Annotated in this window: 12 protein-coding genes and 2 tRNA genes; 1 reads left to right on the top strand and 13 read right to left on the bottom strand. The window is 41.7% G+C overall.

Annotation, left to right across the window (positions count from 1 at the left end):
• Nucleotides 1-7 precede the first annotated feature (7 nt).
• From A8F94_RS06510 to sigW, 10 genes are all read right to left on the bottom strand, one after another.
• Nucleotides 8-1,063: a GGDEF domain-containing protein gene (locus A8F94_RS06510; protein ID WP_066197365.1), complete on the bottom strand. Its 1,056-nt coding sequence runs from the start codon at nt 1,061-1,063 to the stop codon at nt 8-10.
• Nucleotides 1,064-1,734: 671 nt separating this feature from the next.
• Nucleotides 1,735-1,968: a heavy-metal-associated domain-containing protein gene (locus A8F94_RS06500; protein ID WP_066197355.1), complete on the bottom strand. Its 234-nt coding sequence runs from the start codon at nt 1,966-1,968 to the stop codon at nt 1,735-1,737.
• Nucleotides 1,969-2,089: 121 nt separating this feature from the next.
• A complete protein-coding gene (locus A8F94_RS06495; protein ID WP_066197353.1) occupies nt 2,090-3,988 on the bottom strand; it encodes a heavy metal translocating P-type ATPase in 1,899 nt (632 codons plus the stop codon).
• A gap of 370 nt (nt 3,989-4,358) precedes the next feature.
• Nucleotides 4,359-6,161, bottom strand: a complete 1,803-nt coding sequence (glmS, locus tag A8F94_RS06490) for a glutamine--fructose-6-phosphate transaminase (isomerizing) (protein WP_066197351.1) — start codon at nt 6,159-6,161, stop codon at nt 4,359-4,361.
• Nucleotides 6,162-6,675: 514 nt separating this feature from the next.
• The gene (locus tag A8F94_RS06485; protein ID WP_066197349.1) at nt 6,676-8,058 is read right to left on the bottom strand and encodes an L-cystine transporter; all 1,383 of its coding nucleotides are present in this window, start codon (nt 8,056-8,058) and stop codon (nt 6,676-6,678) included.
• 133 nt (nt 8,059-8,191) lie between these two features.
• A complete protein-coding gene (glmM, locus tag A8F94_RS06480; RefSeq protein ID WP_066197347.1) occupies nt 8,192-9,541 on the bottom strand; it encodes a phosphoglucosamine mutase in 1,350 nt (449 codons plus the stop codon).
• Between the two features lie 36 nt (nt 9,542-9,577).
• The gene (locus A8F94_RS06475) at nt 9,578-10,813 is read right to left on the bottom strand and encodes a CdaR family protein (RefSeq protein WP_066197345.1); all 1,236 of its coding nucleotides are present in this window, start codon (nt 10,811-10,813) and stop codon (nt 9,578-9,580) included.
• The gene (cdaA, locus tag A8F94_RS06470) at nt 10,806-11,633 is read right to left on the bottom strand and encodes a diadenylate cyclase CdaA (RefSeq protein ID WP_066197342.1); all 828 of its coding nucleotides are present in this window, start codon (nt 11,631-11,633) and stop codon (nt 10,806-10,808) included. Before cdaA ends, A8F94_RS06475 begins: the two co-directional genes overlap by 8 nt.
• A gap of 197 nt (nt 11,634-11,830) precedes the next feature.
• On the bottom strand, nt 11,831-12,451 hold the full coding sequence (locus tag A8F94_RS06465) for an anti-sigma factor family protein (protein ID WP_066197339.1): 621 nt from the start codon (nt 12,449-12,451) through the stop codon (nt 11,831-11,833).
• A gap of 12 nt (nt 12,452-12,463) precedes the next feature.
• Nucleotides 12,464-13,027 carry an RNA polymerase sigma factor SigW gene (sigW, locus tag A8F94_RS06460; protein ID WP_066197336.1) on the bottom strand — a complete coding sequence of 188 codons (564 nt, stop codon included), beginning with the start codon at nt 13,025-13,027 and terminating at the stop codon, nt 12,464-12,466.
• Between the two features lie 175 nt (nt 13,028-13,202).
• On the opposite strand from sigW, the gene A8F94_RS24855 reads away from it, so the two are divergent.
• Nucleotides 13,203-13,370, top strand: coding sequence for an aspartyl-phosphate phosphatase Spo0E family protein (locus A8F94_RS24855; protein ID WP_139070041.1), 168 nt, complete (start codon nt 13,203-13,205; stop codon nt 13,368-13,370).
• 79 nt (nt 13,371-13,449) lie between these two features.
• On the opposite strand, the gene rocF is transcribed toward A8F94_RS24855, so the two are convergent.
• From rocF to A8F94_RS06445, 3 genes are all read right to left on the bottom strand, one after another.
• On the bottom strand, nt 13,450-14,346 hold the full coding sequence (gene rocF, locus A8F94_RS06455; protein ID WP_066197333.1) for an arginase: 897 nt from the start codon (nt 14,344-14,346) through the stop codon (nt 13,450-13,452).
• A 187-nt stretch (nt 14,347-14,533) separates the two neighbouring features.
• Nucleotides 14,534-14,609, bottom strand: a tRNA-Ala gene (locus A8F94_RS06450).
• Between the two features lie 8 nt (nt 14,610-14,617).
• A tRNA-Gly gene (locus tag A8F94_RS06445) sits at nt 14,618-14,692 on the bottom strand.
• Nucleotides 14,693-14,802 lie beyond the last annotated feature (110 nt).

Genomic DNA, 14,802 nt, shown 5'->3' with positions numbered 1-14,802 from the left:
CACCGGCTTATCCCGCCGGTGCTTCTTGTACTTGAACCTGATTTCTTCCAAGCTGTTTTGATGTATAAAGCGCTTTGTCTGCCCTGTCCAGAAGAGTGACAATTGTGTCTCCTTTTATATAGCCTGTAATACCAATACTGGAGGTGATTCTTCCTACTACTTTAAAGTCATGGTTTTCTATTACTTTACGCAACTTCTCAGCGAGCTTGAGGGCATCATCTTCCGATTTTTTAACGAGAACGATAAACTCCTCGCCACCCCATCTTCCAAACCGCTCATCAGGCCCCAGATTTTTCTCTATCACTGCAACCAATTCCTTTAACGCTTCATCCCCCACATGGTGGCCATATCGATCATTTATCGCTTTAAAATGGTCGATATCAAAAAAGGCGACAGATAATGGGGTATAGCTGTTAATACCATCCTGGATGAATTCTTCAAGCCATTTATCGATTTGATGCCGGTTTGCTATTCCGGTAAGCGAATCTGTATATGCATCACGTCTGGCTTCTGCCAACTCCTTATAGACTCCGAAAAGATATTGTGTGAAATAAAGAACAACAATATAAACGATATTTGCTACGTAATACTGGATAAACGAGTCCAGAGCCTCAGCGGAAATTACAGGCATGTTTAGCAGTCCGGGAATCAGTGTAAGGACAAACACAGTAAGCGCAATTAAAAGGCTATATTTTTTACTTGTTGATACAAATATATACATCATGATGATAGGCATCCATATTATAAAATCGCCTAGAGAATTTTCTCCAGCCTTTAAAATAACTTTGTCAACAGAATCATAAAAGATAATAACATGATAGAGGCTTACAAGAAGTACGTTGGAAAGCTCAACAAAACGAAGTTGCAAATTTTTAAATAACAAAACCCAGGATATACTAAACCATATTATCAAAACTGTGTTTGTGACAGTGCCAACAATATGGTCACTGCTCGATGTATTTTGCAAGTAATTATTAAACAACAGGGAAATAAGGATACAAGGAATGACCCACAAATAGATTGTGCGTTTTAATGAGCTGAACGTCTCATATTGATTTTTCATTCACAGCCTCCTTTGCCCTCGTATCAGTACATACCAGTTAACGTAATCGGTTTAACCAACCTCTATCCTTAATTTAACTATACTATAATTTCAAGTTTCGTCTATCAAGTAAATGGGGCATAGCAAGAAATTTTCCGTAATATGTAAAGGTTTCGAAACTGTTCTTCTAGACTACAAAAAAACCGGACCTTTATTAGATCCAGACTGGTTTTTGCTGGACTAATTCGTATCTTTTCCATGCTTTATTCTCTTGCTAAAATTATGGGTGCACCAGGCTTTTCCTATTTTTAATCAAATGTTTGATTAAATTATGAACGAATAAAAAGAGAACCGAGAATACCTGCCAATGGCACGTCTCCGATTCCCTGAAATATGTCCGATACTTACTTTCCCCGTTCTGGAATCATATAGTTGTCTGTTATTTTACGTAACTGAGTAAATTCTGCATCCAGGCTGGGGTTGCTTGCGCCCGCTTCTTTTACCTTTTCATTTATTCCTTCGAATAGAGCACGTACTTCAAAAACCTCAGGGTGATTCTTACCATGTGCACGGGTAATCGCAATAGTGTATAAATCCAACTTTGAGAAATAATCGACAACAGCCTCGTTAAAGGTCTCCTAATTTGTACTGACATTATTGAATTCCTCCCTCAAGTGAATTTTATTATGGGCCTAGAAGGATTTTACCTTTGATTTAATGATGGGATATCCCAGGTTTTCAATCACTTTTTCAATATCTCCTATCACCAATGTTTCTGAATCAAAATCTGCTTTTACTTTGCTAGAATTGAATAATACTTTTACACTTTCTTGGTTGATCCCATTCAATCCCTTTACTGCATTCTCAATCTTTTGCATACACGATGGACAAGATAATGTTTCTAATTGAATGACTGCCTTTTGCAATGCTTACATCCCCTTTTTATAAATTTGAGGCTTCATTGTTCTGCCTCTTTCTCTTTCACAATTCTAGTATAGCTCTGTTTTAATTTGAAAAAATTGATAGAAATCAAGTTTTGCACATTCTTTAAGCCGCTTTAACTGTTTCTATCTTTGCTGGGGCGGCAGTCTTTTTGTCCCTTAAACGATATCTCAGCAATCTCATGCCGTTCACGATAACAACCAGGATACTTGCCTCATGAACCAGCATACCAATGGACATGTTCATCCATTCACTGAAGAACACACTAGCAAGTAAAACCAATACCACACCAACCGCAATTGCGATATTTTGTTTCATGTTTCTTGCAGTTGCCTTTGTTAAACCTAAAGCATGTGACAAGTTATTGAAGTTGGAGTTCATCAAGACTACATCAGATGTTTCAATTGCAACATCTGTTCCGCTGCCCATTGCGATACCAATATTCGCGAGGGCTAATGAAGGGCTGTCGTTGACCCCATCTCCTACGAAAGCGACGATGTGGCCTTCTGTTTGCATTTTTTTGATATGAGCAGATTTATCCTCGGGCAACATATGTCCATGTGCTTCTGTCAATCCAAGCTCACGGGCAACTAAATCAACTGTTCCTTGGTTGTCTCCGGAAAGGACGACGAGATTCTTTACTCCTAACTTTTTAAACCGTTGAAGTTCTTCTCCCATACCTGGACGGATCCGGTCACGAATGCCCATCAGAGCTTCCAATTTTCCGTCGATTGCAGTCAGGACAAGGGAGTTTCCTCTTTCTTCAAAACGCTTCACATCTGCTTTAGCTTTTTGACTTAGTTTAATATTTTCCTTTTCCATCAAAGCGACATTTCCTACTGCTACACGACGACCCTTTACCTTTGCGACAATTCCGCCGCCTTTGATAACTTCTGTCTCTTCTACTGGATAGGTAGTGATTATGCCGATGTCATTTAAGACAGCTTTTGCAAGTGGGTGGTCTGACTCACGTTCTACACTTGCCAGGTATCCCAGAACTTCCTTACTGTTTTTTCCATAGTATTCACTTTCCGCTACTTCAGGGTTTCCTGCTGTCAGTGTTCCTGTCTTATCAAAGACCATTGTATCTACTTTGCTGAAGTCATTGATGACTTCACTGCCTTTTAGGAGTATGCCATTACGCGCACCATTTCCGATGCCGGCAACGTTTGAAACGGGTACCCCAATAACCAGCGCACCTGGGCATCCTAAAACCAAAATGGTTATGGCCAGTTCTACATTCCGTGACAATAACCACACGATGAGTGCCAGGACTAAAACCGCTGGAGTATAATATTTGGAGAATCGGTCAATGAACCGCTCCGCTTCCGACTTGGAGTCTTGGGCTTCTTCTACCAATTCAATGATCTTACCAAATGTCGTATCTTCTCCCACCCGGTCTGCCCGAATTTGAATCGTTCCATTTTCCAGAATCGTTCCTGCAAAGACATCAGAATCGATGACTTTATTCATTGGTACAGATTCACCTGTAATGCTTGCTTCATTGATGTAGCCTTCTCCGCTTATAACTTTTCCATCAACTGGAATTTTTGCGCCGGTTTTAACAAGCAAAACGTCTCCTTCGTTCACCTCATCAACATCCACTTCTTCAACTTCCCCATTCTCCAGTTGCTTCCACGCACTTTCTGGTGCCATTTCAGTTAACTCTTTGATGGCAGATCGTGTTTTGTTTAATGTGCGTTGCTCCAAGAAAGAACCAAATAGGAATAAGAATGTAACTATTGCCGATTCTTCGTAGTTTTGTATCAAAAAGGCACCTATAACGGCAATCGTAACTAACACGTCAATGCTGACAACCTTTACCTTCAAGGCTTGATAGGCTTGGATGGCAATTGGTGCTGCTCCAAAGATGGAAGCGATAATGAATGACCAATAGAAAAGAGTCGTGTTATCTAAAGCCAAATGACTAAATAATCCAATTATAATCAAAATTCCACTAAACAGCGTAATTATATTTTTCTTACCCAATATAAATCTTTGCAATTTTGGTCTCCCCCTTAATTTACTGCTGTTGATGACTTTATTATAGGATGATAATGGATACTAAAAATTGATGGCAATCAACTTTTAACATGTATTTGTATCTATCTTTTTGAGTCGGAAGAGTATTGGGCAAAAATAAAAGGGACAAAATCCTATCGGACCCGTCCCGAATTTGTATTAATTTTTGATAAAGAAAGCCTTTGATTTTAGATTCTCGTTTTTTTAATCAAACGTTTGATTAAATTATGAAACAAATAAAAAAAGAGAATCGAGTAAACGTACCAATTGTACGTACCCCGATTCTCTGGATAGCTTTGAATAAATCTTTATCTCGCGCATCTTCCCCGTGCAGATAACAGTAGGTACAAACTTATTCTACAGTTACTGACTTAGCGAGGTTCCTTGGCTTGTCGACATCACAGTCACGGTGCAATGCTGCATAATATGCAAGCAACTGCAATGGAATGACGGAAACAAGCGGTGTAAGCAATTCGTGTACGGTTGGCAGGACGAAGCTGTCTTCATCCGCTTCAAGCCCCTTCATCGAAATAATGCAAGGATTTGCACCGCGTGCAGCCACTTCCTTTACATTCCCGCGAATGCTTAAATTCACCTTTTCTTGAGTAGCCAGAGCAATGACCGGAGTTCCTTCTTCAATCAAAGCGATTGTTCCGTGCTTCAATTCACCGCCGGCAAATCCTTCAGCCTGGATATAGGAAATCTCTTTCAGTTTCAAGGCGCCTTCCATGCCTACATAGTAGTCAACTGCCCTTCCGATAAAGAAGGCATTGCGTGTTACTGTCAAAAACTCGCGGGCAATCTGCTCCACAATTTCCTTTGAGTCACATAGGCCTTCCATGGAATTGGCAACGATCCCCAACTCTTTTACCAGGTCGAAGTTAATCTCAAATCCTCGGCTTTTTGCTATCACATCAGCAAGAATAGCCAGAACTGCCAGCTGGGCTGTATAAGCTTTTGTCGATGCTACCGCAATTTCCGGGCCAGCATGAAGCAGCAATGTGAAATCTGCTTCTCGGGATAGGGTTGAACCCGGAACATTTGTAATCGTAAGAGCAGGATGGCCCATCTCTTTTACTTGTACGAGTACAGCCCTGCTATCTGCGGTTTCCCCGCTTTGCGATATGAATACAAACAAAGGCTTCTCTGAAAGAAGTGGCATATTGTAGCCGAATTCACTTGAGATATGGACCTCAACTGGAACCTTGGCAAGAGTTTCTATCATTTGCTTGCCGACAAGGCCAGCATGATAGCTTGTTCCAGCTGCAATGATATAGATCCTGTCCGATTGTTTAATTGCCTGTACAATATCCTCATCTATTGCCAGCAAGCCGTTTTCATCCAGGTATTTTTGGATGATTTTTCGAATAACAAGAGGCTGTTCGTCAATCTCTTTCAGCATATAGTGAGGGTATGTGCCCTTTTCAATGTCGCTTTCATCCAACTCTGCCTTATATGGATTTCGGCTGACCGTTTCGCCCTCAAGCGTCTGAATTTCGACCAAATCCTTCTTTACAATAACAATTTCTTTATCCATTAGTTCAACAAACTGGTCTGTCACCTGAAGCATAGCCATTGCATCGCTGGCAACCACATTAAATGTATCGCCAAGGCCTACCAGCAAAGGGCTTTTATTTTTTGCTACATAAATGGTTTCATTATCTTTATTGTCAAGCAATGCAAGTGCATACGAGCCTTTAAGCTGGCTTAATGTTTTGCGGAAAGCTTGCAGTGCTGTTAATCCATCTTTGGCAAAAAGCTCAATCATCTGGACAATGACTTCTGTATCTGTATCACTCACAAGTTCCACATCAGTTAAATAAGTGCGCTTTAGTTCCTCATAGTTTTCAATGACTCCATTGTGGACAAGAGTAAACCTTGAAGCGCTGCTTTGATGTGGGTGTGCATTTTTTTTGCTCGGAGCCCCGTGAGTTGCCCAGCGAGTATGGCCTATACCTGCATTTGCTTTTACACCTAGATTAACAATTTCACGAAGGTCTGCAATACGGCCCTTTTCCTTGAATACACTGACGCCGTACTCGTTCATAACGGCAATCCCTGCAGAGTCATAGCCGCGATATTCAAGTTTTTCAAGACCTCTAAGCAATATTTCTTTCGAATCCTGGTTTCCGATATATCCAACGATTCCGCACATATAATCTTATCCTCCTGTAACAAGAGGGCAAGACAGTACCGAGGGCACAGCTTGCCCCCTATCTCCGTATAATAAATGGAACGGCTTCTTTTACCACCATGCCTATTCCGTTTGCGCATCCTGGAGCCCTTTGTCCATCAGGTTGCCCTAATGATTTCAAGCAGCAGGAATCAGCCGTGCGCTGCGGCCGGGAGGCATCCGCCGAAAATTCGATAAACCTCCACCTCGTCAACTAACCCAATTTCCGATCCGGATTAGTCCTGGCGCTTTTAGTATGTGTAAACCCCTGCCCACCTTTCCACAATTAGCTATGCTGGTTGCATCTTACAAAAACCAAGCAAACCCCATATTACATGAGAACAGAATTCTCGTCAAGATGTAAAGTTTTTCCTCCCTTTACCCTCATTTGTAACTTCAAAAACTCTACTCACTTGACCCTCTACTTTAGTAACAAAGGTCATAAAATAAAATATGCATAAGGGAATGGTGAAGTTCCCTTATGCATGAAATATGGTTATGCCTCTACTACATTGGGCTGTTGATAAACCTTTTGATTGAGCTCACCAGTTATTTTGCTAGTAAGCAGCCCTGATGTCATTGAGCCACTTACATTGAGAGCAGTCCTTCCCATGTCGATTAACGGCTCAACTGAGATGAGAAGCCCAACAATCGCTACTGGGAGATTCATGATGGACAACACAATCAGGGCTGCAAATGTAGCCCCTCCACCAACGCCTGCTACACCAAAGGAGCTAATCGTTACAACAAGGATGAGGGTTAGAATAAAGGATATGCTAGTCGGATCTATTCCTGCTGCAGGAGCAACCATAACAGCAAGCATGGCTGGATAAATTCCCGCACACCCATTTTGACCGATAGTTAATCCAAAAGAGCCAGCAAAATTTGCAATACCCTCTGAAACACCGAAATCTTTTGTCTGTGTCTTAATTGTCAGGGGCAGTGTGCCCGCACTCGACCGTGAAGAAAACGCAAATGTTAAAGTAGGGAAACCTTTTTTCACATAAAGAGCTGGATTAATCTTTGCAAGTGCTAACAGTGCCAAATGAACAATAAACATTAGAATAAGTGCAACATAGGAGGCAATTACAAACTTGCCTAAATTCACAATTGCGGCATAGTCACTTGTTGCAGCAACTTTCGTGATAATTGCTAAAATCCCATAAGGTGTAAGCCTTAGGATTAATGTTACAACCCTCATTACAATTGAATAAAAGGTGTCAATAATTTTCGCAAAAAACTCAGCATGTTCTGGCTCTTTTCGTTTAATTCCTAAATAGGCAATCCCAATAAATGCTGCAAAAATAACTACCGCAATTGTTGAAGTAGGACGCGCACCTGTTAAATCGGCAAATGGGTTTCCAGGGAACATCTCCAGAATTTGCTGGGGAATTGTCATGTTTTCGACAGTCACAACCCTTTCTTTCAACAACTCATTCCGAGCAGCCTCAGCTTCCCCTTCTGACAGTTGAATTCCTTCAAGTCCAAACCCAAGCGCAGACCCTATACCAATTACCGCCGATACCGCTGTCGTACCAAGCAAAAGGCCAATAACAAGGAAGCTGATCTTCCCAATATTTTTCGTCAGCTTAAGTTTTGTAAAAGCACCAACAATTGAAATGAAAATAAGGGGCATGACAATCATTTGCAATAGCTTTACATAACCTGTGCCGACAATTGAAAACCATTCCATTGATTTTGAAGTTACTTCTGAGGCCGTACCATAAAGCAAATGAATGACCGTTCCAAACACAATCCCCAACCCTAACCCTGCAAAGACACGTTTTGAAAACGATACATGTTTCTTTTGCAAAATGAACAACCCATACATTAGCAAAAGAAGAACAGCAATGTTCAAAAAGATAAGCAATGTATTCAATTTTTTCCCTCCAATCCTAGTTATTACTATATGAATACGAAAATAGTAGTATAATTATTCCTATAAGTCAAGTCGGATTTTATTTAATTACTGCAAAAAAGCACCAGCCTTATGGCTAGTGCTCGATTATTATTTATTCGGCCAATCCCATTTCTGCCCTGACAACGTCAACAATTCGGGTTACATAATCCTTACACTGTTCTTCGGTCGGGGCTTCAGCCATTACACGGACGAGAGGCTCTGTCCCGGATGGGCGAACGAGAATACGTCCATCTCCTCCCATCTCCCTTTCCACCTCTTCAATAATTGCTTTAACCTTCTCATTATCTGTTACATGATGTTTATCTGTCACCCTCACATTGACAAGAAGCTGAGGGAACTTCTTGAATTCATTCGCTAGCTCGGACAAGGGCTTTTGGGTGGCTTTCATTATATTTACAAGCTGCAGTCCTGTCAGCAATCCATCACCTGTTGTGTTGTAATCAAGGAAAATGATGTGGCCTGATTGCTCTCCGCCGAGATTAAAGCCATTTTTCTTCATTTCCTCTACAACATAGCGGTCTCCGACAGCAGTTTGCGCGCTTTGAATGCCATTCTTTTCAAGAGCCTTATAAAAGCCGAGATTGCTCATTACTGTGGAAACAACTGTTGAATGCTTTAGCCTGTTATGCTCTTTTAAGTACTTTCCGCATATATATAAGATTTGGTCGCCATCTACAACTGCACCGTTTTCATCGATTGCAATCATCCTATCGCCATCCCCATCAAAGGCGAGCCCGATGTCAGCGCCCTTTTCCTTAACAAATGAAGCTAGCGTCTCGGGGTGAGTTGAACCCACTCCAGCGTTAATATTCAATCCATTTGGAGATGCTCCCATTGTTGAGATATCAGCATCTAAGTCCGCAAACAAATGGGTTGCCAGAGAAGACGTAGCTCCATGTGCACAATCAAGAGCAATATGGATACCAGAGAAATCCTCGTCGACCGTCTGTTTCAAATACTGAAGATATTTCTGGCCACCTTCGAAGTAATCATTTACCTGGCCAAGTTTTTCACCTACCGGACGAGGAAGCTCATCAGCCGGAAGATCCATCAGCTTCTCAATCTCATCCTCCTGTTCATCCGATAGCTTGAATCCGTCAGGGCCAAAGAATTTTATGCCATTATCCTGAACAGGATTATGAGATGCGGAAATCATAACTCCAGCCTGGGCCCCAAGTGCCTTCGTTAAATAAGCAACACCCGGTGTCGAAATAACACCAAGCCTCATTACTTCAGCACCTATTGAAAGAAGGCCGGCAACCAGTGCTCCTTCAAGCATATGACCCGAAATCCTTGTATCGCGCCCTATAATAACTTTCGGACGATCTTTATCCTTTGTAAGAACAAACCCTCCAAAGCGCCCCAATTTAAACGCCAATTCAGGTGTCAGTTCACTATTTGCAACGCCCCGTACTCCGTCTGTACCAAAATATTTTCCCATTTTAATTCTCGCTCCTTCTACTACAGCCAATGGTAGTTACACCTCTGTATTTGTAATCGTAACTGTTGCTGTGGACTGGGCCATCCTCCAGGAAACCCCATCTGGCCCTTCAACTTTTATTTCAACATTATGCCTTCCTTCTTCAAGTCCAGTCAATTCTATAAACAGCCGGAAATCATCGGGATTTATGGCCTTTACCCGGTCTGACGGTCCATATACAGTCAGGCTTGCTTGGCCATTTTTGGGATTTTCAAATGTCACGTCATTTCCCTCAGCAAGCCCATTAATATCGACGGGAAGGGCAGAAAGGCTAACTTCCTGCTCCGATTTCCGGACTTTTACTGTAATTTTGACCAACTCTGGTGTTACAGCTGAAATCCCATCGGAAATAATGACTGGGACGGTAACAGTTGTGTTTTTAGTAATTTCACTTAGATTTACTTCGGCCCGTACCGCATCAGTCTTCTCCAAAATGGATTCATCAGCAGTTATAACAGCCTCTTTGGTTTCTAATTGCATTGATTCAAGGATAAGCCCCTCTGGCAAACTTCCTTTTTCGACTATATTGATTGGAACTTTCTTCGTCAAGCTTTTAATAGGAATGGTTACCTTTACCGTATCAGGATCAACAATAACATCCAGTTTATTTAGATCCTTATCGAGGACTCTGATTTTTGCATCCCGTGTTGTTGTTTCAAAAATTGGATCTTTTATGTCTACCGCAGCCTTTACATACGTAATTCTTTCAATTTCATCACGCGGTCCGGTTATTTTCACTTTAGCTGGATTTATTTGCGGTGCAGACGTACCAAACCCATCCTGAACCATGCTATTATCAAATTCAGCCGCAACCCGAAATTCACGTGTAATCCGTTCCTGTATAGTAATATTGGCGGAGGAAGGCGAGAGCTTGGCATCTAATTTATCGGATAATTCCCTTATTTTCAGCTTTACATTTCTATTGCCTACCTCAGCATCCGACAACTCCACATACACTTCAAAGTTCTTTAGTGTCTTTGCATTTTGAACATGGCTCTTCGGACCCGATACCTCTACATCCACAGTCTCGGGTAAGCCTGATACAATTAGATTTTTCGTATCATAATAGGCAGATACAGGAACATCTTCTATTGTTTCAGTTGTTTCATCGCCGGGAACGTAAATTTCATTAAGTTTACTTCCATCTTTTACTGGAACCGACGAATAGAGCAGAAATGCGAGCAGCAGAGCAACCACCTTGACAAACCAGCTGTTGTCCAGCAATTTATCCATTTCTCTTCATCCTCCAATTCCAACGAGTTGAAGAAGCAGGTTTAGCCCTTTCTGGTCCTGCCAATTCATTTGTAACCATTTCCTTAAAAGACTCCATTGTTAAATCCCGATATAACTCCCCATTTTTGGTCAAGGAGATTGCCCCTGTCTCTTCTGACACAACAATTGTAATACTATCGGTAACTTCGCTAATTCCAAGAGCAGCCCTGTGCCTCGTTCCCAACTCTTTCGATATGAAGGGGCTTTCCGAAAGGGGAAGATAGCAGGCCGCAGCAGCAACATGATTCTTTTGCAATATTACTGCCCCATCGTGCAAGGGGGTATTTGGGATAAAGATATTAATTAACAGCTCTGATGAAATTTTTCCATCTAGCCTTATTCCTGTTTCAATATAATCGGTCATTCCAGTTTCGCGCTCGACGGAAATTAAGGCACCAATCCGCCGCTTCGCCATATAATCGACAGCTTTAAAAATTGCCGTTGTCGTCCTCTCCAGCTCCTCCTCTTCCTGATTTCCAGTTCTGGAAAAGAACCTGCCCCGGCCAAGCTGTTCAAGGGCCCGCCTCAGCTCAGGCTGGAAAATAATAATAATCGCCAGAAACCCCCACGTAATGATGTTATCCACAATCCAACTCAAGGTTTTTAACCCAAGAAAGTCACTGAGCAATTTCACCAGAAGGATAACAAAGATGCCCTTTAGAAGCTGGACTGCCTTTGTTCCTTTAATAAGCATAATCAATTTATAAACGACATACCAGACAATGGCGATATCGACAATACCGGCCAAGTAGTCAAATAGCGAAAAATCTCCAAACGGCATTGGCTTTCCTCCGGTAAATTAATATGTAAAACCCGCTTTAGGGGTAAGGATTTTGTATAAAAGATAGCTTTCTTATTATAGCACAAAATCCAATATTATTTAGTACCTCACTTATTAGAGGAAAAACCCTACAGAAAATAATTAAGGCATCGGTCTTCAACCGATGCCGATTCTAATTGATTTGTTAGCCTTCTGTATTATTCATCCTGGCCAACTTTAAAAAGATTAGTTGCTGTTCTCTTAATATGATACCAAATAAGGTCAAAGGTCTTATCAACCTTTTCAATCTTGCCTGTCACATTCCCTGCTGAAGCCAAATAATTTTCACCATTTATGACCGTTACATCTCCCTGGACCTCACCTTCGATCTTGATGTCCCCGTTCTTAACTACTAAATCCCCGCGGACAACTTTCCCGGCTGGAACAATAACCGTTTCATTTTCAATAACTACCTGGTCAGCATTGGTTGTCGAAAATTCCTCGCCACTATTATCTACTATTGAAAAAAGACTTCCAGCCATTAAAACAAGGAATACAGCAGCAGCCGTAAGCATCGGATGTCCTTTCATCCAGCGCTGAATACCAACCTTTTTCTTTTCCTTCGGAAGTTTCGCCATGACGGATTGTGTAAATCCCTCCGGAGCATGGACATGCGCTGTGCTCTTCACGAGTGCCACAGATTTTTCAAGTTCGTGAAAGATAGTCTGGCATTCTTTGCATGTACCCAAGTGTTTCTTAAGCAACTGTTCATGTTCTCGTTCAATATCTTCATCCAGGTATTCGTGCATATAACTAATGATTTCGTCAGGACAATTCACATCGTTCACCTCTTATACATGTCGTAACTGCTTTCTTAACGCTTCCCGCCCTCTATGGATACGGGTTTTTACCGTCCCGAGAGGCAAGTCAAGTATCTCACTTATTTCATTTAATGATAATTCTTCAACATATTTAAGCACAATCGCTGATCTGTATTTTTCAGGCAGCTTTAATATTTCTCCCTGTATTGTTTCCTGAAGCTCCATTGTTTCCAATTCCCTTTCAGGAAGAGGTGTATCTGACGGAATTCGCGAGTATAGGTTTAGGCCTTCCGTCCCTGCCATTTCAGCATCCAGGTAGAAATCCGGCTTTTTCTTCCGAATCCTGTCTATACATAAATTGGTAGCTATTCGATATAGCCAGGTAGAAAACTTATATTCCTGATTATAGCTATCAATATTCACATACGCCCGGATAAACGCTTCCTGGGCAATGTCTTCCGCCTCATGCCGATTTCCAAGCATCCGATAGGCCAATTGAAACAATTTGTCTTTATAAATTTCAACAATTTCAGCAAACGCATCCTGGTCGCCTTTTTTAACTTGTTTTATCCGTTTTTTTACAAGAGCATCCAATGGTTTTCCTCCGCCTCCAATTGCGGCTATGCGATTTTACGAATCGCGTGCAAAAAGGTTTCATTTATTTTAAAACAATTTTATCAAATTCTAGATAAATGTGGTGTATTTAAGGTTTGAATTTACACAATAACGGAGATAAAAATAGTAAATTTTACAAAAGGGAATGGTTGCTATGAGTATCAAGCTCGCTAAACTTGCCCAAGACATTGAAACATCCCGGAATGAGATGGTGCAACTTGCCTCAAACACATCACTCACCGACCGAGATGTTGTTGAGGCAAGCATTAAATTAGATTCCTTGCTTAACACGTATCATTTGCTGATTACCAAAAGAGGATGACATTTAACCAGGGGGCAATTTTCAACTAAAAAACCAGCAGCTTAAAACAAAGACTGCTGGTTTTATTGTACAGAGTTAATTAAAGCAGTTTTTCTCCAAATAATGAACCCATTAATTCTACAGCCACTTTAGCCGTCTTGTTCCGTTCATCTAATATCGGATTTACTTCTACAAATTCGGCGGAAGTTATGATTTCGGCCTCTGCGAGCATTTCCATGGCAAGGTGACTTTCCCTATACGTAATACCACCATACACTGGCGTCCCTACCCCAGGGCAATCCAGTGGGTCTAGCGCATCAAGATCCAATGATAGATGGACACCGTCTGTTCTATCTTTAAGGTAGGCGATAGTTTCTTCCATCACCTTTGCCATGCCCATTCTATCTACTTCATGCATGGTATATACCCTTATACCTTTTTCCTTTATGAATGTCTTTTCCCCCTCATCCAATGCCCTTGCGCCAATAATAACAATATTCTCCGGCTTTACCTTCGGGCTGTACCCTCCAATTTTAGTTAACATCTCATGCCCAAGACCGAGGCTGACTGCGAGAGGCATACCATGGATGTTTCCGGATGGAGATGTATCGGCAGTATTAAGGTCACCGTGTGCATCATACCAGATAACACCCAAGTTGCTATAATGCTTTGCTATACCAGCAAGAGTTCCGATTGCAATGCTATGGTCCCCGCCAAGAACAAGAGGAAATGAGCCTTTTTCAACTACCTTATCTACAGCTTCGGCCAGCTGTTCATTTTTTTCGGTTATCAGTTCCAAGTTTCGTAAGTTTGATTGCTGATCAATCACAACTTCCGGGCGACCAACTGCTATATCCCCAAGGTCCTCAATCTCATCAAACAAGGTTTTTAGCCTATCCACCACCTCGGCATAGCGAATCGCACTCGGACCCATATCGACGCCGCGCCGCAGTTGCCCAAGGTCCATTGGCATACCAATGATTGATAATTTCCCCATTGTCTCTCCCCCTTTTTCTCCATTTTAACCTCTCATTTCCATTTGACTCAACACGACAAGATTCTGTATATATATACACTTCTACATTACATCAGCCCACATTTCTTGAGTCACGAGAATCACGTGGTATAAAAAAAGCCTTCAATCCAATGGAATGAAGGCATAATAGGTCTTTATGTAAGTGTGATGGTGGAGCCTAGCGGGATCGAACCGCTGACCTCCTGCGTGCAAAGCAGGCGCTCTCCCAGCTGAGCTAAGGCCCCAATAAAAATGGAGCGGAAGACGGGGCTCGAACCCGCGACCCCCACCTTGGCAAGGTGATGTTCTACCACTGAACTACTTCCGCATCTCTAAGTAAAGTTTACCTAAAAAACTTTTATTGGACAATAGCTTTTAAAAATAAAATGAGCCATGAAGGACTCGAACCTTCGACCCTCTGATTAAAAGTCAGATGCT

It is taken from the genome of Bacillus sp. FJAT-27225, assembly GCF_001685025.1.
Lineage (GTDB): Bacteria > Bacillota > Bacilli > Bacillales > Cytobacillaceae > Bacillus_D.
This window is presented reverse-complemented; position numbering and strand designations above follow the sequence as displayed.